Raw genomic sequence first — 22,200 nt, forward strand, 5'->3', positions numbered from 1 at the left:
CACGGATGGGGCGCACACAAGGACAGCAACCAGGTCGGCTGACGCCTGTGTCGGCCGTGCGCCGGTTGGCAGTGTTCCAAGACCTCGTCACGGTGCTACCCGTGGTGGCCCGACCTCCCGTCGTTCGTCCTGGCGCGGGCCGTGCACCGCGCCTCGGTCTGGCTGCCGGTCACCGGCAGCATCGCGTGGGCGGTCGCGGTGGCTCCCGGCTCGACGCGGTTGACCAGGCTGATTCCCCACCCCAGCGGCGCGGTGTCGGTCGCGACGGCCAGCTCTACCCGGTAGCCGTGGGTGACGCGGTCGGCGTTGGTCACCGTGTAGGTGACCTGCGCCGATCCCTGCGTGCTCAGGTCGCACCGGGTGATGCTGGCCTTGACAGGTTCGGCGGATGAGGCCTGAGGCGCCCCGAGCGCCAGGCCGACAACGACCGCCGCGACGGCGAGGCACCCTTCGGTGATGGCGAAGTATCGCAGCTGTCTCCGACTACGCATGGTTGAACACCACCGTGGCCATCAGCCACACCGTGGACGCGCCGGTGGTGGCACTCGCCGCCGGGCGGGCGCCGGCATTCACGGGAAGGTCCTCGACCAGGAGGTCCATGTAGCCGTTGGGTGACAGGTTGGCGCGGGCGGCGTATGCGGGATCGGGGACGAGCAGCGTGCCGAACCCGGAGTCGGCGTAGAAGCCGAGCGCGAGTTCCCCGTCGGCGGTGACCGGGCTGGTCGCGGCCGACTGCACGGCCTGCGCCCCGCTCGTCGTCCCCGTCGCTGTGGCCTGCTGGTCCACGGCTGCCGCGCCGGCGGCGGTCGACAGCCCGGCGTACTCCAGGGCCACGACGCCCACGTCGGCGGCGCCGGACACCGACGCGGTGATCGTCGGCGTGGTCTCACCGTTGGTCACCACAGCGGTCCACACGCTCATCTGGGTGTGGTCGGAGGCGGTGAACGAGGCAACCTTGGTGAACGTATCGCCGGCGTTGTCGGTGACGGTGTTCACGGTGGCCGATCCCGCGCTCCACACGCCCACCTGCACGATGAGCCGGTTGTTGCGGGTGGTGGCTTGCGGCGTGGTGACTGCGAGGCTCGTCCGCCCGGCAACCTTCGCCGACACCTGCTGCACGAACGTGGGTGTCGGCGGGCTGACGCCCGGCGTGACGGGTGCCGAGGGCGCGGACTGCGGCCCGTCGCCGATGGTGTTGGTGGCGCTCACGGTGAAGGTGTACGTGGTGCCGTTGGTCAGCCCGCCGATCGTGGCTGCGGTCGCCGGTGGCGACCCGCTGACCGTGGTCGGTGCCTGGGCCGTCGCGCCCGCGTACGGCGTGACGGTGTAGGAGGTGATCGCACTGCCGCCGTTGCCGGGCGCGGTCCAGGTCACCCTCGCGGAGCCGTCGGCGGCGGAGGCGGTGACGCCGGTCGGCGCCGACGGGGCCGTCGGTGGTGCGGTCGAGGCGGCCTTGAACACCAGTGTGCCGAGCAGCCAGATGGTGTTGGAGCCGGCGCCCACCGCCGCGTTCGGCGCCGCGCCCGCGGCCACGACCTGATCCTCGGTGAGCAGGTCCATGTTGCCGTTGGGTGAGATGTTGCCGCGCACGGTCCAGCCGGCGCCCCCGGTGAGGCTCTTGCCGAAGCCGGAGTCGGCGTAGAAGCCGACGGCCAGCTCGTTGCCCCCCGTCGTGGGTGGCGTCGCTCCCGACCGGACCGTGGCGGCGGCGCTTGTGGTGCCCGACGCCGTGGCCTGCTGGTCGACGACGCTGGCGTCCGCGACGGCGGACAGCCCCGCGTACTCCAGCACGTCGACGCCGATGTCGGCCGGCCCGGACACCTGCGCGGTGACCGCCGGGGACTGGCCCGCGCCGGCGGTGACCGGCGCGGTCCACACGCTCAGCTCGGTGTTGTCGGACGCCTTCCAGCGCGCCACCTCGACGAACTGGTCGCCGGCCGCGTCGGTGACGCCGGTGGTGACGGCGCCGGCCCCGCTCCAGGTGCCGACCTCGACGATCAGTCGGTTACCGGAGCCGAGGACCGCCGGCAGGGTCGCTGAGAGGCTGTCGGTGCCCGCGGACTGGGTACCGGTGTGTTGGACGAATGTCGGTGGCGGCGCGATGCCGGGGGTGACCGCGGCCGACGGTGCTGACGGTGGCGAGGTACCGATCGCGTTGGTGGCGGTGACCTTGAACGTGTAGGCGGTGCCGTTGGTGAGGTCGGGGATCGTGGCGCTGGTCGCCGGCGGATTTCCCGTGATCGTGGTCGGCGGCTGCGCAGTCGTGCCGACGTACGGGGTGACCGTGTAGCTGGTGATCGGACTGCCACTGCCCGGCGGCGCCTTCCACGACACGTTCGCGCTGCGGTCAGCGGGGGTCGCCGTCACGGCGGTCGGTGCGGCGGGCGCGGTGGGGTTGGCCCCGATCTGCACCATCGAAGCGACCGATGGCACGCCGTTGCCGTTGAGGATGAACAGCATGTAGTAGCCCGGGGGCGCGAGTTCCGGCCCGGCGGGCGCCTGCACGGTCAGTCCGCTGCCGTTCCTGGTGAAGCTGAGCGGCACGAAGTGCTGGTTCATGTCCATCTGGTGGGTGTCCGCACCGAGCGACACCAGGTTGACGGCGGTGATGGACGCCGCGTCCGGGGTGGACACCGACATCGTGCCGCCGTAGGAGCCTCCGCCGGAGGTCGACGTGATGGTGGGCCGGGGACCGTTGGACAGGTAGGCAGGCGAGTAGTACTGCGCTGAGTACTGGGCGGCGCCGCTACTGCCGAACGGGTGTCCGCCGCCGGCCACCAGCACCCGCGCGTCGGGCATCAGCAGCGCGGTCGAGTGATAGTTGCGGGCCACGGCCATCGGCGCCGCCGCCGTCCAGGTCTGGGTCGCCGGGTCCCAGATCTCGGCCGGCAGCACCCCGCTGGTGACGATGCCCTGGTCGGTGTTGGTGTTGCCGCCGACGGCGAGCACCTTGCCGTCCGGGAGCATGGTGAGGGTGTGGTAGACGCGGGCGTTGTTCATCGGCGCCGTCTGCTGCCAGCTCGGGGTCGCCGCGTTGAGGTCGATGACCGCGGTTGTCTTGAAGGCCGGTCCGGAACGGTTGACGTCGACGCCGCCGCCGCTGTAGAGCACCTTGCCCGGCCGGTACATCACGGAGGACCCGTTGTGGACACCGCTCGTGCCGCCGACCGGGATCCAGGTCTGGTTGTTCACGTCGAGCAGGAACGAATTGTCCTCGTTGGGGCCGATGGTGAAGGCCTTGCCGTTGGGCAGCAGGTACGAGAACGGGTACTCGGTCTCGTGGACCTGGGCGGTGGACACGCCGGACAGCAGGGTCCAGGTGTTGGTGACCGGGTCGTACACCTCGGGGGTGTCCGCCCAGTGCGAGGCGTCGGTGTCGTTGCCGCTGACGGCGACGTAGCGACCGTCGGCCAGTTCCGTGACGGTCGGGTACCACCGGGGCTTGTGCATGTCGGCGACGCGGCTCCACGTGTTGGTCGCCGGGTCGAAGATGTTGGTGTCGACAATGCCGAGCTGCCCGGTGGTCAGACCGCCGTAGCCGCCGACGACCAGCAGCCGCCCGTCCGGCAGGCTGGCGGCGCCGTCGCAGAAGACGCTGGTCGGGGCGTTGAACGTGTTGAAAGCCTGCGGTGATGCCGGGTTCCACACGACCGTCGGCTGTGGCTGCTGCCAGCCGTCCCAGGCCACCACGCTGCCGTTGTAGAGCAGCGTGTTGCTCAACGCCACGATGGGCCAGGTCTGCGGGCCGGACCAGGAGCCACCGGCCTGAGGGCTCGGCGTGACGGGGGCCGATGCGATCGAGGCTGGACCGGTTCCGACCCCGTTGGTGGCGGTCACCGTGAAGGTGTATTCCGTGCCGTTGGTCAGCCCGTTCACCGTCGCGGTCGGCGGCGGCGGCGATCCGGTCACGGTGGTCGGCGCCTGTGGCACACCGCCCGCGTACGGCGTGATGGCGTAGCTGGTGATCTGGCTGCCGCCGTCGCCGGGTGCGGTCCAGGTCACGGTGGCGCTGCCGTCGCCGGGTGTGGCGGCCACCCCGCTGGGGGCCTGCGGCGCGGTCGGCGTCGACGACGCCGCGGCGCGCAGCACGACGGTGGCCATCAGCCATGTCGTGCGCGCCGCTGTGCCGGCGCTCGCGTTGGGCGTGGCACCCGCGCCCACGATCTGGTCCTCGACGAGCAGTTCCATGTCGCCCGTCGGGGACAGGTTGGCCCGTTGGGTGAAGCCCGTGCCCGGGGTCAGGGTGGCGCCGAAGCCGGAGTCCGTGTAGAGACCGAGTGCCAGTTCACCGGCGGCGGTCGTCGGGGCGGTGGCGCCCGAGCTGACGGTCGCGGCGGTGCTGCCGGTGGTTCCGGCCGCGTGCCTCTCCTGGTCGACCACCGAGGCCGTGGACAGGCCGGAGTACTCCAACGCCGCGATGCCCAGGTCCGCCGACGAGGTGGCCCGCGCGGTGATGGTCGGCCTGGTCCCACCGGTCGCGACGACGGCGGTCCAGACGCTCATCTCGGTGTGATCGGACGCCGTGAAGCTGAGGATCTTGACGAAGGTGTCACCCGCGTTGTCGGTCACCGCGCTGACCGTGGCCGACTGCGAGTTCCACACGCCGACCTCGACGACCAGTCGATTGCCCGCTGTCGTCGGGTTCGGAGTGATGACAGCCCGCGTCACGCCCAGGCCGTGCCCGGTCACTTGTTGTACGAACGCCGGCGGTCCGGCCGCGTACACCCGCTGGGCGGGGGCCAGGATCGTGGCATTCAGCAGGACAATGGAGGATACGAGCACGGCACCGCGGAACGAGGAAGGCATGGATCCTCCATCACTCGAGCCAATGAGCGGAGTGTGCCAGCGCGGAATTGCGCGGCGACCGAACGGCAAGATGGCCGACAGTCGGAGCCGGTGCGTATGCGCGGGTCGTACCATCCACGTCTTCGTCCTGCGGCTTCACAGGTCACCGGCCGGTATCCGCGGACCGCCGCGGCGAGCTCGGCCCGTCGTCGCGGTCGATCCGGAGTTCCCGCTCGAGCTCGGCGATGACCGCCCGCAGGTCGTCCAACCGCTGGGTGAGCGCGATCCGGTCGAGCTCGTCGGGTACCCGGCACTCTCCACAGTGGCCCGGATGACGCTGGGCCATCCGACCCATCGCCGCCGCCCTGTCGGATACCTGTCACGCGCGCGTCCGTAAGGCCCTCGCGTTCGGGGCGGATCGGGTGGTGACGGGCGTACCGCAGGGTGAGCAACTGGCGCCGGCAGTCGATCCCGCCGCCGGACCCTTGCACGGTGTACCGAGAGCGGCAACGATGAGATCATGACCGATGGATTGATCTTACGGGTGGCGTCCTACGGCCCGGCCAGCGACGAGGAACTGGCCGAGCAGGCGCGCCATCTGAAGGACCACCTGAATCAGCTTCCCGGTGTCGAAGCGATGGAACTCGTCGAGGCGGCGAAGCCGGGGACGCGAGACTCGGCCAGCATGATCTTCGGCGCACTCACGCTCGCCATTTTCAGCTATCCGACCGCCAAGCGGGCGGCGGCGGACATCAGGCACCTGGCCGAGGTCATCAAGCGCTACCAGGAACGCAACAAGGGCAAGCGCCTGCGGATGAGCCTCCCGGACGGCACCGAGATCGAAGTGCGGGACGTGTCGGAGAAGACCCTCACCGAGGTCATCAAGTCGGTGTCGGTGCCCCGACAGGGCACCGGCGTGCCCGAGAAGGTCGATGGTGAGTGACGCGGGGGCGTCCGGACGCGGTGGGCAGCGGCGGTGAAGCGCGCGCTCCTGATCGGTGTGGGCAGCTACGCCAGCGAAGGACTGCCTGACCTCGACTCACCCGCCAGTGACCTCAAGGACTGGGCGCGGCTCCTCGAAGACCCGGGCCTCGGCGCGTTCGACGACGTCCGGGACTGCCTCGACAACGACTCCCACACCGCGCAGGTCACGCTCTACGACTTCCTGAAGAGCGCCGATCCCCACGACTTCCTGCTCGTGTACTACTCCGGCCACGGGCGACTGCACGACGGCAATCGCCTCTACCTCACCGCACCCGACACCGATCCGGACCGCCTTCCCCCGACTGCGGTACCGACCGACGAGCTGCGGCACTGGATCGACGAGTGCCGGGCCAGCGAGCTGGTCCTGATCCTGGACTGCTGCCACGCGGGCGCCTTCGGCGATCTCAAGCAGCGCGGGGACCGCAGCCGCATCGTCGTGGTGTCCGCCGGGGCAACCGAGTTGGCACACGAGGGTGACGGTTACCAGCAGCACGCGCTACCGTCCGCGTTCTCCGGCCCGTTCCTCGAAGGGCTGCGGACCGGCGCCGCCGACCGCGACGGCAACGGGATCATCAGCGTCCGGGAGGCGTTCGAGTACGCCGCTGTCCGGATGGTCGACCGGGAACGCCGGCAGACCCCGCAGATGCGGGCCGCCGGCGTCGGGGACCTGATCCTCAGCAATGCGCCCCGGCGGCCCGAGTTGATTCCGGGCGACCTACTCGCGCTCACCCGCAGTGGGCTCGCCTCGGCACGGGCGCTCGCCGTGGACGAGCTGAGCAACTGGGCGCACGGCAACCAACGGACCCGCGAGCAGCTGGTGGCCGCGTTCGAGACGCTCGAAACCTTGGAGCGGGACCCGGCGGAACGCGTGGCCGCCCGAGCTCGCCAGGCCTTGTCGGGTCGGCTCCGCGTCGTCCGCACCGAGGTCGAGGACGAACCGGCCCCGGAGCCGCCCGGCGACCCGAACTGGGCAGCCGGCAGCACGTTCTACGAGGTGAACGTGCCGTTCTTCTACGACTCGGACGGCGACGGCCACGGCGACCTGCGCGGCATCACCGAGAAGCTGGACTACCTGCGTCGGCTGGGGGTGGACTGCCTGCTGCTGAACCCGATAATGGCGTCGCCGTCGCTGGCTGACGGTCAGGCGGCGTCCGACTTCGAGGCCATCGACGCGGGCGTCGGGCAGCCGTCCCACCTGCTGGAGCTGCTCACTCTCGCCCACCGGCAGGGCCTGCGGGTGGTGCTGGATCTGGTGCTCAACCACACCAGCGACGAGCATCCGTGGTTCCAGGCCTCCCGGAGCGACCCGGACGGGCCGTACGGGAACTTCTACGTGTGGAGTGACACGGGCGACGGGTACGCCGAGGCCGACGATCCGCTGAGCAGCCGCGGTGCGGGTTGGGCGTACGACGGTAAGCGGCGACAGTACTACCTGCACCGCTACCGCCGGCACGAGCCGGACCTGAACTACGACGCGCCCGAGGTGCGGGCGGCGATGCGTGAGGTGATGGACTTCTGGCTCCGGCAGGGGGTCGACGGCCTGCGCCTGCTCACGGTTCCCTACCTGTTCGAGCGCACCGGCACGTCGAGCAAGGGACTCGACGAGACGCACAGCTACCTGCGGGAGCTGCGGTCCTGGCTGGACTTGACGTATCCGAACCGGATCTTCATCGCGTGGAGTGAGGACTGGCCGGAAGGTGCCAGCTCCTACTTCGGCACCGCGGAGCATCCCGAGTGCCATCTGGTGATGTACGCCTCGCTGATGCCAAGTCTGCTGCTCGCCATGCGCCGTGAGACGCACCGGCCGGTGTCGCAGGTGCTGTCGCAAATGCGTGACCAGCCTGGTGACCGCCACTGGGCGGTGTTCCTGCGCAACGGTGACGAGATGTCGCTGGGTCTGCTGCACGAGCGGGAACGCCAGGAACTGCTGCACACGTACGCGCCGCTGGCCCGCATGCGGGGCGCGACCGGCATCCGCCGGCGTACGGCCAGCCTGCTCAACGACGATCGGGGGCAGCTCGAACTCGCCTTCGCGTTGTTGCTGTCCATGCCCGGCGTTCCGGTCATGTACTACGGCGACGAGATCGGAATGGGCGAGAACCTGTCGCTGCCGGGCAACCGGGCGGTCAACACGCCGATGCAGTGGGCGCCGGACCGCAACGGTGGCTTCTCCGTGGCACAGCCGGAGAACCTGCCGGCGCCGCTGATCCACGAGTCGATCTACGGCTACATGGCGGTCAACGTGGAGAATCAGCTCCGTGCCCGGTCCTCCCTGGTGCACGTGGTCGAGAAGCTGCTCGAGACGCGCCACGCCTGGACGGCGTTCTCCCGCCCGGGCTGCCGCATCGTCCGGTCGACCAACCCGGCGGTTCTCGCGTTCCTCCGCGGCGAGCGCGACGACGAGGTGCTGTGCCTGTTCAACTTCTCTCGGTACCCGCAGACGACGACGCTGACCCTCTCCTCGCACGCCGGCCGCCGGCCCCGGGAGCTCATGGGCGGCGCCGAGTTCCCCAAGGTGCAGGAGTCCGGCGAATACGACCTCGGCGTGGCCGGTCACGGCTTCTTCTGGCTCTCGCTCGCGCCCCCGGAGGCTCGGCCCTCGTCCGCCTGAGCCGGAGCTACTCCACCGCGCCAACATCGCCCTTGTCCAGGGCATGACCAAACGTCGTAGCCGATGTTCGCCATGTGGCGCACCATCTCGTGACCGCGAGTCTCACCGAGACAGCCGCCCAAGGACAACGGCGGCCCGATTCGTGGATCGTACGCGCTCCGGTCAGCGTCCTAGCGTGTTGTCGTCCGATCAAACGGAGGCGCCGTGCCGGCACAGACGGTCTTGCTCATAATGCTGGCGATCGTTGCCAGTCAGGCGATTTCCAAGCTCTATTTCTGGGCCCGATACCGCAAAAGCACGCCCGTCGTGCTCAATCCGATCATCAACGGTGTCGCGATGGCGGCCGACAGAAACCACGCGACCGCGCCACCGCCGTCCCGTCCGGGGGATCGCAAGCTGTTGACCGCGTTGACCGCTTTCCTTGCCTCCGATTCGCAGTGGCCGCTGGCACCCGGCACCATGGAAAGCGCCGCCCCTGTGCTGCCCACTGTGGCGCCGGATGCCCAGGCGCACTGGGTGTCCGCGCTGATGTCACTTGCCTTCGCCAAGCGCCCCTGCTACCAGGTTTACCTGATTCGGGACGAGACGGACGGGGACGTGGGCGTACGAATCGTCGCCGACCCGCGTCGCGAGGTCATCGGAGCAACATCGGTCCCGTCCACTGCGGACGATCTCGTCGCCGAAATTGGCTGCTTCATCATCCAGCAGATCCGCAGCCAGAAGCGCGTCGCGAAGTGGATCCCACGGTGGGAGCGGTGGAACTCGGAAGGCGGTTACCGCGACTACCGGCGGGGAATGGCCCTCCGCGACGAGGGACTCGCCCTGTTCGGCGAGGCGCGAGTGTTGATGGCCGACAAAGACGCCGATGGTGCGCACCACGCACACCGAGCCGGCAAAGCCAAACTGGTGCAGGCTGCCGAGTCATTCCGGAAGGCGTCAGTTGCCGAGCCGAGCAACGTGCTGCCCCGCCTCGCCCTGGCACCCATCATGGAGCTCTTCGACGACTACCCAGCCGCAGTGCGGCTGTATGCCGGGTGTCTGGACGTCTGGCCGGAGAACATCGAGACCATATACCGGTTGATGGCCGCATCCCACGCCGGCGTTCGCATGGGCCACGGCAGCTCCGTCGCCGACCCTGAGGCTGTGTTGCGCGACATGGAGCGACGCCTACGGTGGCGCCGAATCGTCGGCCTGTGGTTGCGCGGCTGGCAGCCGGCTCGGCTCAACGCCGGCGAGCGTCGGTACTGGCTTGGTTGGTTCCTGCCCTCGCACCCCCGGGCACCGCTGACCAGCCTGCGGCCCAAGCGGACCGAGTTCCTCGTCGCCGCGAAGGTCGCCCAGTTGGTGATCACAATGAGGCAACTCGTCGACGATCCGCCGGAACATGGCGATCCAACACGCGCCCGCCGGTGGTCAATCATGAGTCGGAACCCGCGGCGCCGGACCAAGGCCCTGTTCAACCAGCTCACCCTGTTGATCATCGGACGGCGATGGCACGGGGCGGCCTGGTTGCTGCATCCCGAGCAGGTCAAGTGGTACCAGCCGTGGCAGCGCCAACACCCCGGGCACGGGCCAGCGAATGGGATACCCGCCCCGACCTTCCCGCGCCGCCGACTCGGCGCCGGCCAACCCGGCTCCCGAATCGGTTGGCTGGCGCACTACAACGCGGTGTGCTTTCTGTCCATCGCGAGCGATCTGGCGGAACCGTACCGGCCGTGGGAATGCGCCGAGGACGAGTGGCGCGAAGACTGCGCCAAGGCAGCGCTGCGCGAACTCGGCCGGGTGCTCCGCGACCCCTACAGCGAACTGCGCCCGAGTTGGTCCAACACCGACGACGACCTCAACCCTCTGCTGTGTTGGATGAAGCGCCTCCCGCCAGACCATTCCCTCGCCGTCTGGAACGACTACCTCGGCTGGAGAGGCGACTCCCCGGGGGAAGCCGCCTAGCGACGGAGGCGGCGAGCGCACGGACCGTCGTGGTCGGCGCGGAGCAGACCGGTGCAGCTGCGTCGCAACCCTGCCGGCGCCCGCGCAGACAATTTCTACAAAATCTGCTGGTGATAAACTTTTCGGCATGGCGACGGCCCCCTGGCAGGCGGTGACCGCCCTGGTCGACCAGGTACGACGGGCGTTGTACGACTACGTCCGCAGCCAGGACCACCCGGTGACGCGGGACGAGGCCGCCGAGGCGCAGCACATCTCGCGCAACCTGGCGGCGTTCCACCTCGACAAGCTGGTTGGCGCTGGTCTGCTGCAAGCCCGGTACCAGGCGCCGACCGACCAGCCGCGTGGCCGGGGCAGGACGCCAAAGGTGTACGAGGCGGCGCACGGCTGCATCACACTGACCATCCCGGAGCGGCGCTACGACCTGATCGGCGAGATCCTCGCCCAGGCCGTCGCCGAGGAACCTACCGATGCCCGGTCGGCGGCCCTTCGGCTGGCGGAGCAGCGCGGTGTGGCCATCGGTCGTCAGGTCGGCGGTGGCGGGCCGGTCGCGGCCGTCCTGGCCGAGCTCGGCTTCGAGCCGGCCGACGACGCAGAGCTGATCCGGCTGCGGAACTGTCCCTTCCACGAACTCGCCGCCCAGCAGACCGAGCTGGTGTGCGGCCTGAACCAGGCCTTCCTCGCCGGCCTGCTCGACGGGCTCGGCCGGACGGACCTCCGCGCACGGCTGGTCCCCAGTCCCGGCGCCTGCTGCGTACAGATCCGTCCGGCCTGACTCAACTCGCCGCCGCGCCCACGCTGTGCTCAGCTCAGCAGATCGCCCAGCGGCACCCGCGGGTCGGAAAGCCTGGCCAGGTCGACGGCCCGGCCGCCGTGGCCGGCCCGCACCAGCGCCTGGATCTGGTCGGTCACGTCCCACACGTTGGCGTTCATCCCGGCCAGCACCCGGCCGTCCTTGATCCAGAACGCCATGAACTCCGGCGCGCCATCGTCGACGACGGCCGGATCGCCGCGGAACACCACCTGGTCGTAGCCACCCGGGGCGACCCATCCCGAATACTCCATCCCCAGGTCGTACTGGTCGGAGAAGAAGTACGGCAGCCGGGCGTACTCGACCTGCTGACCCAGCATGGACCGCGCCGCGGCGGGGCCGCCGTTGAGCGCGTTCGCCCAGTGCTCCACCCGGATGTGCCGGTCCAGCAGCGGGTGGTAGGCGTTGGCCACGTCACCGGCGGCGTAGATGTGCGGGTCGGAGCTGAGCAGCCGGGCGTCGGTGACGATGCCGTTCTCCACCTTCAGGCCCGCCGCCTCGGCCAACTGCACGTTGGGCTGCACGCCCACGCCGACGACGACGGTGTCGGCGGCCAGTTGGGTGCCGTCGGTCAGCAGCACCGAGGACACCCGCCCGGTGCCCTGCAGTTGCCGGACCCCGACGCCGAAGTGGAAGGTGACGCCATGCTGGCGGTGCAGGTCGGCGAAGACCCGGGCGACCTCGTCGCCGAGGACCCGCTGCAACGGCAGATCGGCGGTCTCCACCACGGTCACGGCGGCGCCGTGCTGGCGGGCGGCGGCGGCGATCTCCAGACCGATCCACCCGGCGCCGATCACGACGAGGTGGGCCCGGTCGGTGAGGGCTTCGGCGATCCGATCGGAGTCCGCCGCGGTGCGCAGATACCACACGCCATCGAGGCCGGAGCCGGGAACGTCCAGGCGGCGGGGCGTCGAGCCGGTGGTCAGGAGGAGTTCGTCGTATCCGAGCCGTTCGCCGTCGGCCAGTACGACCTGGCGGGCGTCGCGGTCGATGCCGGTGACCCGGGTCGCGGTACGCAGCTCGACGTCTTTCGCCTCGTACCAGTCGGCGTCGTGCACGTACACGTCGCGCCGTGGCGTGGTCCCCAGCAGCAGGCCCTTGGACAGCGGTGGCCGCTCGTAGGGCCGTTCGGGTTCCTCGCCGAGCAGTACCACCCGGCCGTCGAAGCCCTCCTCGCGCAGGGTCTGGGCGGCCTTGGCGCCGGCGAGACCGGCTCCGACGATGAGGAACGTGGGGCGGCTTCCCATCGCGCTCTCCTATTCGGGTCAGTGGGCTCCGGCGAGAGAGAAGAACTCGGCCCTGGAGCGGGCGTCGTCTCGCAGGGTCCCGAGCAGTGTGGACGTTACGGTGGTGGCACCGGCGGCCCGCACGCCTCGCAACGACATGCAGAGATGCTCCGCCTCGATGACGACACCGACGCCCTTGGGGGCGAGTTCGAGGGCGAGCCAGTCCGCCACCTGTTTGGTCAACCGCTCCTGCACCTGGGGACGGTGGGCGAAGTGCTCCACGACGCGGGCGAGCTTGGACAGTCCGAGGATCCGGTCACCGGGCAGGTAGCCGACATGCGCGACACCGACGAACGGCAACAGGTGGTGTTCGCACACCGACCGGATCGGGATGGACCGGGCCAGCACCAGTTCGTCGTAGCCCTCGTCGTTGGGGAAGGTGGTCAGGTCGAACGGACGGGCCGTGAGCAGTTCGACGTACGCCCTGGCCATCCGGCCCGGCGTGTCGCGCAGGCTCTCGGAGTCCAGGTCGATGCCGAGCGCGGTCAGAAACCGGGCGGCGGCCTCTTCGGCGGCGACCAGATCGCGGGCCGGCTGTCGGTCGACGTGACGTGGGTCGAGTGCGATGGTCACGTCAGCTTTCCTCCCCAGTGGTCGTCGCCTTCAATCGCCATCTTGGGTCCTCGTCCCCAGAATTTCAATAGCGATCGCTGGTGAAATTACCAGGCGCACTGGAGTCGGGCGCAGGGCCGCGTGGTGGATCACGCCGTACGCAACCAGCCGAGGGTCTGCATGGTGGAGAGGCTGGTCGCCTTGAGGCCAGCGTCGGAGACGGTCCACAGCACTCCGTCGACCACCAGTGACCGGCGGATCGGCGCCAGTTCCCCGGAGCGCCTCGTGCCCAACGTGTGGTCGACCGTACCGACCTCGGTGAACCCGCCGTCGTCGACCCGCAGTGCCAGCGCCACGTTGCTCAGCAGGCCCGGCCCGCCTTTGACACTGGGCCCGGTCACCGCACCGGGGCCGCGCTCGGCGGCCGGGCCCGGGACGGTCAGCGGGACCACGACCAGGCGTTCGGCTGGCCAGTAGAGGAACGCATGCGGGTCGAACTCCGCCTCGGATTGCCCCTGCCTGATGTGGTACCGGGCGATCCGGGTCGGCTCGGCCGGATCGGAGACGTCGAAGAGCGAGAGCTGGGTGCCCTGGACACGGCCCCGGTCGGACGCCTCCTGGCCGACGCCGAGCAGCCTGCCCTCGCCGGCCGGGTGCAGGTACGCCGAATACCCGTTGATCTTCAGTTCGCCACTCACCTTCGGCGCCGTCGGATCACGCAGGTCAACGGTGTAGAGCGGGTCGGTCTGCCGGAAGGTGACCACGTACCCGGTGCCGCCGACGAACCGTACGGCGTGGATCCGTTCCCCCTTGCCCAGTCCGGTGACCCTGCCGACCTGGGTCAGCGCTGCGCCGTCGGCGCGCAGGACGTACACGCTGGAGGTCGAGTCGGGCTTGTTGCCCCAGGTACGGCCGCTGGTGGTGGCCACACGCAGGTGCCCGTCCCACTCCGACAGGGCGTACTGGTTGATCAGCCAGCCCGACACGGACGCGGCGGCGACGTAGCGCGGGGCACCCGCGCCCGAGGTGTCGAACTGGTAGATCTCGGTGGTCTCGTCCTTCGGATCGGGTGCGAGGTTCCGTGCGGTCAGCGCCGGCAGCACCCGCCAACGCTGGTCGTTGGCGACGTACAACCGGGGTCCGTTGCTGTAGACGGTGTCGCCGTCGGCGATCACGGTGACCGGATCGCCGGCGCCGAGGGTGGCCGCACCCAGGTCGAAGCTGAGCACGGTCACCAGCGACGTGCCGGAGTAGCTGGCCGGCCGGCTCACCCGGTCGCAGCCCACTCGTCCGGTGCTGGTTCGCCCGCCGAGCGTGATCTCGTACCGGGGCAGCCAGTCGTCGGCGGTCGCATCGTCGATGATCTCGCGGTTGGCGGCGGTGCGCTGCTCGTCGGTGGCCCGTTCCCGATACGGGAAGTTCAGCCGGGGCGCGGAGCGGACCACCACGCGGACGCTCGTGCCCACCTGGCGGGCGTCCACCAGACTGCCGTCGACCCGGTATTCGCCGACGACCTTCGGCGCGCCGGAGAGGTCGACCATGATCAGCCGAGGGCCGACGATGTCGTCGGGCACCGGACCGGCTGCCGGCGCCGGTCGCTCGCCTCCCTTGGGGACGGCGGGTTTCGCGATCGCGGGCCACCCCTCCCGGAGCAGCACCAGCGCCCGGTCACCGTGCAGCAGCAGGCTTTCCTCAGCCCCACCGAACCCACCGGGTACCAGTGCCAGTTCCCCGGTCAGCCGGCGGCTGGCCGGGTCGATCACGTACAGCTTGCCATGGTTGACGGTGACGATCCGCTTGCCGTCGGTCTTGACCAGGTCCGGTTCGTCGACCCCGACCTCGTGCGTGTTGGTGCCCGAGTAGCCGGGGGCGGTAGCCGCGCTGGCCCCGGGCGCCGCGTCCGCCCGCTTCGCTGCGGCGGGCGCCCCGGCCTGTTCCGCGCCGCCGAAGGCACGCATGTCCCCCATCGGGCCGAAGCCCCAGGGCCCGACGTACGCCTTGGCCGCCGTCTTGAGCTGCTGCAGCGCCGCCGCGCAGGAGTCGAATGCGACGAGCCGGAACCCGCCGGCCGGCACTCCCCGATCGCGTGGTGGCGCGGGAACCGGGTCCGCCGTGCAACCGGTGACCAGGGCCAGGCTGGCGACCAAGGCCAGTCCCATGGCCCGGGCCGGCTTGATGGCCCGGGGGCTGCCGGCGGCGGCCGTACGATCGGGTACGTGGGCGCTGCTACCTGTCATGCGTCCTACGACGTGCCGGCCCCCGACCCGGTTCCCGGCCCAGCGACGTCACAGCGGAAAGAGAGAAGCGATGTCGAGAACTCCGCAGGCGAGTCGCACCGCGGTACTGGTTTGCCAGGGTCGCGCCGCCGCGGACGGGTTGATCGCTCCCCGCCGATTCGCGGACCCGACAGCCATCCCCCTGCTACGTCCCGACGAGCGGGAGGCCGTCCAGTGGGTACGCGACGGGACTGCACCCCGACAGTGGCAGCAGCGAATCGACTACGAGACGGTACGCGCCAGCGCCGAGCTGATCGTTCCCCGTACCGTCACCATCGACGACGCGGTACGCGCCCACCCCAACCCCCAGCTGGTGATTCTCGGCGCCGGGCTGGACGGCCGCGCCTGGCGGATGCCAGAACTCGCCGGTGTGACGGTCTTCGAGGTCGACCAGCCGGCCACCCAGCAGGACAAGCGCGAGCGGGCCGCGGGCCTGTCCGGCGCCCCACCCAGGTTCGTTCCGGTGGACTTCGGCCGCGACCGGCTGGCCGAGGCGCTGGCGGCCTCCGGACACCGCGCCGACGTTGCCACGACCTGGATCTGGGAGGGCGTCGTGCCGTACCTGACCAGAGCGGAGGTGGCCGCCACCGTCACCGCGCTCGCCGCCTGCTCCGCGCCGAACAGCCGCCTCATCGTCAACTTCCAGATGCCCGCGACATCCGCGAAGCTGGGCCGCGTTCTGGCCCGGCTGATGATGGCGTCCACCGGCCGGTCGAGCGTCTGGGCGAACGAGCCGTGGCGCTCGACCTGGACACCCGCCGCCATGGCCGCCCTGCTCGCCCGACACGGATACGCCGTTACCCGGGACGAAGACCTGCTCGACACGGCGCGGGCGCTGGCCACACCGATCCGCCACTCCAGGTCGCTGGGCCACAGCCGGGTGATCGTCGCAGATCGAACCTGAGGTCCCGTCGGCGCCTGCCGGTCGGGGGGCGGACCGGCTCGCCGGGCGCGACGACCGGGAGAGGCTGGTTGGCACCATTTGCTGGTTGATGTGGCGTTGCCAGCATGGCACAACCCGTATGGCCAACCAGAGCGACGTGCAGCAGCATGGAGGGAGGCTCTAATGGGGTGGTTCCCGTGGTCAGCACCTACAAGGCGACTCGGAATTTTCGCCAGTTCCCCGTGACCGCCCAGCGATCGGCGGAGGCGGCAGCGGAGGAGCGAGAGCAACGACTCCGGACGATCACCAAGAAGCGCAGCAGCAAAGCCGCGAAGCTGTCGGCCGACGCGAGCCGCCGACTGCGGCGCCTGCTAGGAGACGACAACTGGGCGGACCTGAGGGAACTGATGCAGCAGGAGCGGATGACCGTCCGTGACCTGCTTCAGCCGCCCCACGGGTTGACCGCACGCTACGACAAGCTGAACAAAGCCCGGAAGCGGAAGGCCGACGCCTTCCTGCGAAGTCGAGACGTCCGGCGTGAGGCGATCGTCGCGATAGCGACGGACTACCACCAAGCCATCGCCGACGTCTTCACGACCGACGACAACATCAGCCCCGGATTCCACCTCTCGAACAACCTCGACAAGTGGCTGAGCCTGTCTCCCTTCCATGATCGCGCCCTGCCCTGGGGAGTCTTCGAGCCGGACGACAGCCCGGACCCGCACCGGTGGGCGGTCTTCCGGCCGCCGTTCTTCGGGTTCAACTTCGGTTTCGTCCCGGTGCACAACGACAACTTCGTCGTTGATCGCCTGCATACGCTGAACCCGTCCGTCGGAGACGTGGGCATCTCCATCACCATGGACGACGGTGACGCCGGCGACTGGGACTACGCCTCCGGAGACGGCTTCAGCGCGGTGGCGTTCGCCTTCGTGCCGCCGACGACCGGCCTCGTCGAGGTCCTCATCGACGCGCAATGCGTCCAGGCGACACACCGCCTCGACACGACCGACGAATGGGGATGGTCGAACTCCACCACCGGCCAGCGAAACTTCCTGATGCTCGACGTCCTGCACCCCAACGTGTCCGAGCCCTCGTACGCCGAGATGTCGGCGTTCGAGGAGAAGACCGACGACGACGAGAACTTCCTGCAGGTGAAGCTGACCCGCGGCGCCCACTACTTCGCGCAGTTGTTCAGCGCAGGCCCGGTGCCCGCAGGTCAGTCCGTGATCGTGTGCGCCGGGACGCGTTCGTTCGACGCGAGCGGCACGAACGACGTGTCCATCCACAGCACGTCCGACTTCCGGTGGTTCATCAGCTCGGTCGAGGTCCGCATCTCACCGTGACGCCCTCAGATCGACCGCCGAACCGGTCTGCACGTCGCCGTGCGGTCAGGCCGGGACGGGCGCCGCCAGAAGAGCGCGCAGCTCGCGGACCGCTGCCCGCCCGGCGCGGTTCGCGCCGACCGTGCTCGCGGACGGCCCGTAGCCGACCAGGTGGATCCGGGGGTCGCCGACCACCCGCGTGCCGTCCACGACGATGCCGCCACGGGGCCCGCGCAGCCGCAGCGGGGCGAGGTGGTCGAGCGCCGACCGGAAGCCGGTGCACCAGAAGATGACGTCCACGTCCTCTGCCGCACCGTCGCGCCACTGGACGCCGTCAGGGACGATCCGGTCGAACATCGGCCGGCGTAGCAGGAGACCGCGGTCCCGGGCTTCGAGCAGCTGCGGTGTCCACGCCAGCTCGGTCGCGCTGGCGATGCTTCCCGGGGGCAGGCCGGCCCGTACCCGTGCCTCCACCTTGGCGACCACCTCGCGTCCGTCGTCCGGCGTGAACGGCCCGTCCCGGAACACCGGCGGCCGGCGGGTGACCCAGGTCGTCGTCGCCGCGACGTCGGCGATCTCGACCAGGAGTTGCACGGCCGACGCTCCGCCCCCGACGACAACCACCCGCTTCCCGGCGAATTCCGCCGGCCCCCGGTAATGGGCGGTGTGTAGCTGCCGCCCGCGGAAGCTCTTCTGTCCCGGGTAGTACGGCACGAACGGCCTGGTCCACGTTCCGGTGGCGTTGATCAGTGCCCGGGTGGTCCAGGTGCTGTTGTCCGATTCGACGAGGAGTCGTCCGTCGCGGGCGTTCCGGACTGCCGTGACGGCGACTGGCCGCTGCACGTCGATGCCGAATTCCCTCTCAAAGGCGGCGAAATAGGCCGGTACCGCGTCGGCGGCCGGTTCGTCCGGCGGCGGAGGCGTGAAGCGCATGCCGGGCAGGTCGAAGATCCCGTGCACGGTCGCCATGCGCAGCGTCGGCCACCGGTGCTGCCAGGCCCCGCCGGGTGCCGGGTTGGCGTCCAGGACGGCGAAATCGAGACCGGATGAGCGCAGGTGGTACGCGCTGGACAGGCCCGCCTGTCCGGCCCCGATAACCACCACATCCGTCTCCGGCATGTGCCGCACAACGCCTCAGGCTCACCCGGGCCTTCCCACAGGCGATGGATCTCACAACGCCCCGACGTACCCGCCGGAACCCGGCCCTGGCCCGCTCGGTTCTCGGCGGCGAGTGCTGTGCATCCACCCGAAGCTCAACCAGGGTTAGGCGGGAAACGGCTCTGGTCGTTCAGGCAATTGGGATGCCATGATCGGTTCGTGTCGCTGTGGGAGGCCATGTCGCGCATCGGATTGCCGCTGGTCGCCGTCGGCGGAGCCGCAGCCGCGGTACGTGTCGGGCTGTCCAGCCCGCCGGACGAATTCTTGCGTCCACGCGGCTGGCAGTGGACGTGGGTGGCGCTATGGCTGATGACGGCCGGTGACGCGGTGTTCGGCGACAACCGATCGTGGTTCGAGCGTGCCTGGAAGGGCGCCGCCGCGCTGCTTGTGGCCGTGGCCGTCGCAGTCGCTGCGTGGCGCCACTATCGCTGGCGACAGCGTGTCCGGCTTGCGGACGACTCGCCTCCACCCATCACGCGGTCCGGCTCGTAGGCGTCTCTTCGGCTGCCTTCAGCCAGCGTCGGGTCATGACGGCCGCCCGCCAAACTGCCAGTTGTGCACCTCGATGTCGGCGTACCGGCCCGGGGTCAGCACGGCGCGTGCCTTGTCCGGATCCGGCGCCCGGACAAGCACTGCCGTGCCAGGTGGTGCCGTCGTCGGACAGCAGCGGCCCGTACGCGATCAGTTCGTTTCGGTCGGGCGGCACCGCGAGATCGGCGGCCTGCCCCGCGCCGAGGCCGAGCACCAGGTATCGGTTACCACCGGTGCGGCCTCCGGGGAAGTCCCACATGGTGCGGCCCAGCGCGTTGCGCCACCGGCGCACCAGCACGTCCCGGTACACGCCGGCCTGATAGTTGGGCTCGTCGAAGGCGAACGCACGCGCGGCGGCGGGATCGGGCAGGTCGACGAGGTGGATGCTGCCGGTGGGCGTGTCGCCGTCGCCGGCAAGGGTCGGGCCGCGAGCAATCATTTCTCCTGCATATCGGTCCATGTAGGACCAATGCTGTTCCAGCAGCTCGGCGCGCAGCGCCAGGGAGCTGGACCGGTCACGGTGGTAGCAGAAGAACTCCATGTCCCAGAGTCTGGCCTCCAGGCCAGACACCGACGCGGACGGGTACCACCCGGCCGTGTCACGGTCCCGGGCGCGCGGATGCGTCGGGCCATCCATTAGCGTCCTGGTTGTGGCAGCCAAGGCAGCGGGGGCGTTTCGTCGGACGGCGATCGAGCGATCAGACCAGCGCGTCGCATGGGAACGGACGGACCAGGCCTTCTTCGCTGCGGGAGCGTGTCACGTCCTCGCCTGGGTTTGCCGAGATTCCTACCCAGAGCGGCCGATCGAGATAGCGGCGGTGCGCTTCGCGGGCGCCCGGCAGGTCTTCCACACCTACGCGATCTGGGATGGCTGGGCGTTCGACCACTCGGGGTGGAATCCCGAGCCGCACTTGCTGGCGGTCAACACAGACTTCGAAGGCCACCCGTTAGAGCGCGTCAAGATCATAGGCAGTCTCGCTGAGTTCTGCGAGAAGCACTACCACCGCATGCCGAACAAGTATTGGCATGACCCGCTCCCCCGTGCTCGCGAATACGTGGGCCGATACCTTCCACCTTGGGCGTGAAAGCGACCCGGGCCTGCCCACGGACGCGCCGGCGCCGGAGAGCACCGGCGACTCGACGCACGTCGTCGTCGGTCTCTGGAGCTACCGCTCGGCTCGGCCGCCGTTGAGAGCGGCTTCGGCCTCGGCAACCTCCTCGATCCAGCCGAGGGCGGCGATGGCCGTGGGGAAACCGCACGTGGTGATGGCAGCGAGGGCGACGGAGCGCACCTCGTCGATGGTCGCTCCGTGCTCGATGGCCTTGCGCATGTTGGAGCGCACCGCTCCCTCCGCCTCGGCTCCGATCGCCATGGCGAGTTTGATCAACCGATCCGTCCGGGGGTCGAACGGACTGCGCTCCCGCACGGAGCGGGCAAGAGTTCCCTGCGCCTCGGCAACCTCCGGAAAGCGTTCCAGGAACTTCACGTAGATGCTGGGCAGGTAATCGGTCATGTCTCCTCCGGCGGTGTCCACGGCTTCGTCGACCCCCACACCCTAGCCACGGCGACCCCCGGCAACCTGGCAACGGCCGGCAGGATCGGTACCCACGGGTGCTCCTCCGGCAATCACCGCGCCGACGGAATGCGCCGACGCGCGGTCGCGTCACGAACGGCGGCCGGCGAGGGAGCCGCGGGCGGCACGGGCCCACGGCGCGCGCGGTAGACGACGTACGGGCGCCACAGGTAGGCCAGCGGCGCCGACCAGACGTGGACGAGCCGGGTGAACGGCCACAGTGCCAGGAACAGGAAGCCGCCGACGGCGTGTAGCTGGTAGACCAGTGGCGCCCCGACCATCAGTTCGCTCTTCGGGGCGAACCAGAACACGCTGCGGAACCAGACGGCGATGGTCTCCCGGTAGTCGTACTCGTCGCCGAGCAGGTTGGTGGCGACCGTCGCGGTCATGCCGAGCGCGACCATGACCGCCATGGCGGCATAGAGCAGCTTGTCCATCGGGGTGGTCACGCGCCGGATCCGGCCGTTGACGAAGCGGCGGGCGATGAGCAGGCCCAGCCCGGCGACCAGCATGCCCCCGGTGACCGTTCCGCCCCAGACGGCGGTCTGGTGGTAGAGGTGCTCGGAGATCCCGACGGCCTCGGTCACCGAGGCCGGCACCAGGAGGCCCATGGCGTGCCCGCCGATGACCCCGAACGCGCCGAGGTGGAACAGCGGCGAGCCCAGACGCAGGAGCCGGTTTTCCAGCAGCTGGCTGGTGTGGGTGGTCCACCCGAACTGGTCGTGCCGCCACCGCCACGCGTGGCCGGCGACGAACACCGCCAGGCACAGGTACGGCAGCACGATCCAGATGGCGGTGTTCATCGCGAGGCCTCCGATGAAGCGCAGGTGGGGTACGGGGCGAGGCCGACGCCGTCGAGCTCGTCCGGGCCGACGCCGAGGGATTCCAGGCCGACGGACTCGACGGGCGGGCCGTCGAAGGTGAGTTCGGCGATGGCCTCCCGGTCGGCGTCGGTCAGCTCGGGAAGGACGAAGGTGATCGCGTCGAGGAGCAGGTGGTAGGGCGTGCCGAGGTCGGCCAGCGCGGCGCGGAGCAGTTCGATACCGCTGCGGTGCTGGCGCAACGGGGCTTCCCCCTCGCCGGGGCCGACCGTCGCGGCGAACTCGAGCACGATCGGCAGCAGGTCGGGCAGCTCACCGCCGGCCAGCCGCAGGCCGTGGGCGCGGTAGCGCTGCTTGAGGATCAGCAGCGCCATTCCCCGCTTGCGGGTGTCGCCGTGCAGGTAGTACGTCAGGTACAGGCCGGACCGGCGGCGCAGGTCGAACGTCTGCACGTAGTGCCGCTGCACGTCGATCGGCGCGGTGATCCGCAGCCAGGTGAGGAACTCCGCGACCTGACCGCGGAGCTGCTGGTGCTCGATCCGGGCGGCGGCGGCGGCCAGCTCGTCGCCGCCGCCGAGCAGTTCTGCGTCGGGATACGTGAGCAACACCGACGCCAGCTCGAACAGCCGGGTCCGGTCGGCGGCGGTCACCGGGACGTCGAT

19 protein-coding genes are annotated in these 22,200 nt (G+C 70.0%); 8 read left to right on the forward strand and 11 right to left on the reverse strand.

Translation table 11 applies throughout. The annotated features are described in order from the left end of the window. Nucleotides 1-95: 95 nt before the first annotated feature. The 3 genes from ACFYOS_RS07395 to ACFYOS_RS07405 all read right to left on the reverse strand — a co-directional run bounded on the left by ACFYOS_RS07395 (nt 96) and on the right by ACFYOS_RS07405 (nt 5,131). Nucleotides 96-491: a hypothetical protein gene (locus tag ACFYOS_RS07395; protein ID WP_387136618.1), complete on the reverse strand. Its 396-nt coding sequence runs from the start codon at nt 489-491 to the stop codon at nt 96-98. Then, nucleotides 484-4,806: a fibronectin type III domain-containing protein gene (locus ACFYOS_RS07400; protein ID WP_387136620.1), complete on the reverse strand. Its 4,323-nt coding sequence runs from the start codon at nt 4,804-4,806 to the stop codon at nt 484-486. The genes ACFYOS_RS07395 and ACFYOS_RS07400 overlap by 8 nt, the downstream gene beginning before the upstream one ends. Before the next feature lie 142 nt (nt 4,807-4,948). Beyond that, nucleotides 4,949-5,131: a hypothetical protein gene (locus tag ACFYOS_RS07405; RefSeq protein ID WP_387136622.1), complete on the reverse strand. Its 183-nt coding sequence runs from the start codon at nt 5,129-5,131 to the stop codon at nt 4,949-4,951. Between the two features lie 174 nt (nt 5,132-5,305). Here ACFYOS_RS07405 and ACFYOS_RS07410 point away from each other — a divergent pair, with 174 nt between their 5' ends. The 4 genes from ACFYOS_RS07410 (at nt 5,306) to ACFYOS_RS07425 (ending at nt 11,099) form a co-directional block, all read left to right on the forward strand. Further along, nucleotides 5,306-5,728 carry a hypothetical protein gene (locus ACFYOS_RS07410; protein ID WP_387136623.1) on the forward strand — a complete coding sequence of 141 codons (423 nt, stop codon included), beginning with the start codon at nt 5,306-5,308 and terminating at the stop codon, nt 5,726-5,728. Nucleotides 5,729-5,761: 33 nt separating this feature from the next. Beyond that, entirely contained in the window at nt 5,762-8,380 is a 2,619-nt protein-coding gene (locus tag ACFYOS_RS07415) for an alpha-amylase family glycosyl hydrolase (protein ID WP_387136625.1), read from the forward strand. Between the two features lie 204 nt (nt 8,381-8,584). Further along, nucleotides 8,585-10,327, forward strand: a complete 1,743-nt coding sequence (locus tag ACFYOS_RS07420) for a hypothetical protein (protein ID WP_387136626.1) — start codon at nt 8,585-8,587, stop codon at nt 10,325-10,327. 127 nt (nt 10,328-10,454) lie between these two features. Then, nucleotides 10,455-11,099 (forward strand): helix-turn-helix transcriptional regulator, encoded by a 645-nt coding sequence (locus ACFYOS_RS07425; protein WP_387136628.1) that lies wholly within the window; start codon nt 10,455-10,457, stop codon nt 11,097-11,099. Nucleotides 11,100-11,128: 29 nt separating this feature from the next. Here ACFYOS_RS07425 and ACFYOS_RS07430 read toward each other — a convergent pair whose 3' ends face one another. The 3 genes from ACFYOS_RS07430 to ACFYOS_RS07440 all read right to left on the reverse strand — a co-directional run bounded on the left by ACFYOS_RS07430 (nt 11,129) and on the right by ACFYOS_RS07440 (nt 15,132). After that, complete coding sequence (locus ACFYOS_RS07430; RefSeq protein ID WP_387136630.1) at nt 11,129-12,382, reverse strand: NAD(P)/FAD-dependent oxidoreductase; 1,254 nt, start codon at nt 12,380-12,382, stop codon at nt 11,129-11,131. Between the two features lie 18 nt (nt 12,383-12,400). Beyond that, complete coding sequence (gene folE / locus ACFYOS_RS07435) at nt 12,401-12,994, reverse strand: GTP cyclohydrolase I FolE (protein WP_387136632.1); 594 nt, start codon at nt 12,992-12,994, stop codon at nt 12,401-12,403. A 128-nt stretch (nt 12,995-13,122) separates the two neighbouring features. Beyond that, entirely contained in the window at nt 13,123-15,132 is a 2,010-nt protein-coding gene (locus tag ACFYOS_RS07440; RefSeq protein ID WP_387136778.1) for a beta-propeller domain-containing protein, read from the reverse strand. A gap of 148 nt (nt 15,133-15,280) precedes the next feature. On the opposite strand from ACFYOS_RS07440, the gene ACFYOS_RS07445 reads away from it, so the two are divergent. Then, nucleotides 15,281-16,153 (forward strand): class I SAM-dependent methyltransferase, encoded by an 873-nt coding sequence (locus ACFYOS_RS07445; protein WP_387136634.1) that lies wholly within the window; start codon nt 15,281-15,283, stop codon nt 16,151-16,153. Nucleotides 16,154-16,329: 176 nt separating this feature from the next. Then, complete coding sequence (locus tag ACFYOS_RS07450; RefSeq protein WP_387136636.1) at nt 16,330-17,475, forward strand: hypothetical protein; 1,146 nt, start codon at nt 16,330-16,332, stop codon at nt 17,473-17,475. 45 nt (nt 17,476-17,520) lie between these two features. On the opposite strand, the gene ACFYOS_RS07455 is transcribed toward ACFYOS_RS07450, so the two are convergent. Then, a complete protein-coding gene (locus ACFYOS_RS07455) occupies nt 17,521-18,573 on the reverse strand; it encodes an FAD-dependent oxidoreductase (RefSeq protein WP_387136638.1) in 1,053 nt (350 codons plus the stop codon). A gap of 198 nt (nt 18,574-18,771) precedes the next feature. On the opposite strand from ACFYOS_RS07455, the gene ACFYOS_RS07460 reads away from it, so the two are divergent. After that, entirely contained in the window at nt 18,772-19,104 is a 333-nt protein-coding gene (locus ACFYOS_RS07460) for a hypothetical protein (RefSeq protein WP_387136640.1), read from the forward strand. On the opposite strand, the gene ACFYOS_RS07465 is transcribed toward ACFYOS_RS07460, so the two are convergent. Continuing rightward, complete coding sequence (locus ACFYOS_RS07465; RefSeq protein WP_387136642.1) at nt 19,085-19,684, reverse strand: YciI family protein; 600 nt, start codon at nt 19,682-19,684, stop codon at nt 19,085-19,087. The two genes, ACFYOS_RS07460 and ACFYOS_RS07465, sit on opposite strands and share 20 nt — an antisense overlap. A gap of 109 nt (nt 19,685-19,793) precedes the next feature. On the opposite strand from ACFYOS_RS07465, the gene ACFYOS_RS07470 reads away from it, so the two are divergent. After that, entirely contained in the window at nt 19,794-20,228 is a 435-nt protein-coding gene (locus tag ACFYOS_RS07470) for a hypothetical protein (protein ID WP_387136644.1), read from the forward strand. A gap of 81 nt (nt 20,229-20,309) precedes the next feature. Here ACFYOS_RS07470 and ACFYOS_RS07475 read toward each other — a convergent pair whose 3' ends face one another. The 3 genes from ACFYOS_RS07475 to narJ form a co-directional block, all read right to left on the reverse strand. Further along, on the reverse strand, nt 20,310-20,657 hold the full coding sequence (locus ACFYOS_RS07475) for a carboxymuconolactone decarboxylase family protein (protein ID WP_387136646.1): 348 nt from the start codon (nt 20,655-20,657) through the stop codon (nt 20,310-20,312). Nucleotides 20,658-20,770: 113 nt separating this feature from the next. Further along, the gene (gene narI / locus ACFYOS_RS07480; protein WP_387136648.1) at nt 20,771-21,520 is read right to left on the reverse strand and encodes a respiratory nitrate reductase subunit gamma; all 750 of its coding nucleotides are present in this window, start codon (nt 21,518-21,520) and stop codon (nt 20,771-20,773) included. Next, nucleotides 21,517-22,188, reverse strand: coding sequence for a nitrate reductase molybdenum cofactor assembly chaperone (gene narJ, locus ACFYOS_RS07485; RefSeq protein ID WP_387136780.1), 672 nt, complete (start codon nt 22,186-22,188; stop codon nt 21,517-21,519). The genes narI and narJ overlap by 4 nt, the downstream gene beginning before the upstream one ends. Nucleotides 22,189-22,200 lie beyond the last annotated feature (12 nt).

It is taken from the genome of Micromonospora sp. NPDC005806, from assembly GCF_042871425.1.
Lineage (GTDB): Bacteria > Actinomycetota > Actinomycetes > Mycobacteriales > Micromonosporaceae > Micromonospora.

What these genes read in the sequence shown, in the direction of transcription:
- ACFYOS_RS07395 (WP_387136618.1), bottom strand. Translation starts at nt 491, where the DNA reads ATGCGTAGTCGGAGACAGCTGCGATACTTCGCCATCACCGAAGGGTGC.
- ACFYOS_RS07400 (WP_387136620.1), bottom strand. Translation starts at nt 4,806, where the DNA reads ATGCCTTCCTCGTTCCGCGGTGCCGTGCTCGTATCCTCCATTGTCCTG.
- ACFYOS_RS07405 (WP_387136622.1), bottom strand. Translation starts at nt 5,131, where the DNA reads ATGGCCCAGCGTCATCCGGGCCACTGTGGAGAGTGCCGGGTACCCGAC.
- ACFYOS_RS07410 (WP_387136623.1), top strand. Translation starts at nt 5,306, where the DNA reads ATGACCGATGGATTGATCTTACGGGTGGCGTCCTACGGCCCGGCCAGC.
- ACFYOS_RS07425 (WP_387136628.1), top strand. Translation starts at nt 10,455, where the DNA reads ATGGCGACGGCCCCCTGGCAGGCGGTGACCGCCCTGGTCGACCAGGTA.
- ACFYOS_RS07430 (WP_387136630.1), bottom strand. Translation starts at nt 12,382, where the DNA reads ATGGGAAGCCGCCCCACGTTCCTCATCGTCGGAGCCGGTCTCGCCGGC.
- ACFYOS_RS07440 (WP_387136778.1), bottom strand. Translation starts at nt 15,132, where the DNA reads ATGGGACTGGCCTTGGTCGCCAGCCTGGCCCTGGTCACCGGTTGCACG.
- ACFYOS_RS07445 (WP_387136634.1), top strand. Translation starts at nt 15,281, where the DNA reads ATGTCGAGAACTCCGCAGGCGAGTCGCACCGCGGTACTGGTTTGCCAG.
- ACFYOS_RS07455 (WP_387136638.1), bottom strand. Translation starts at nt 18,573, where the DNA reads ATGCCGGAGACGGATGTGGTGGTTATCGGGGCCGGACAGGCGGGCCTG.
- ACFYOS_RS07465 (WP_387136642.1), bottom strand. Translation starts at nt 19,684, where the DNA reads ATGGAGTTCTTCTGCTACCACCGTGACCGGTCCAGCTCCCTGGCGCTG.
- ACFYOS_RS07475 (WP_387136646.1), bottom strand. Translation starts at nt 20,657, where the DNA reads ATGACCGATTACCTGCCCAGCATCTACGTGAAGTTCCTGGAACGCTTT.
- narI (WP_387136648.1), bottom strand. Translation starts at nt 21,520, where the DNA reads ATGAACACCGCCATCTGGATCGTGCTGCCGTACCTGTGCCTGGCGGTG.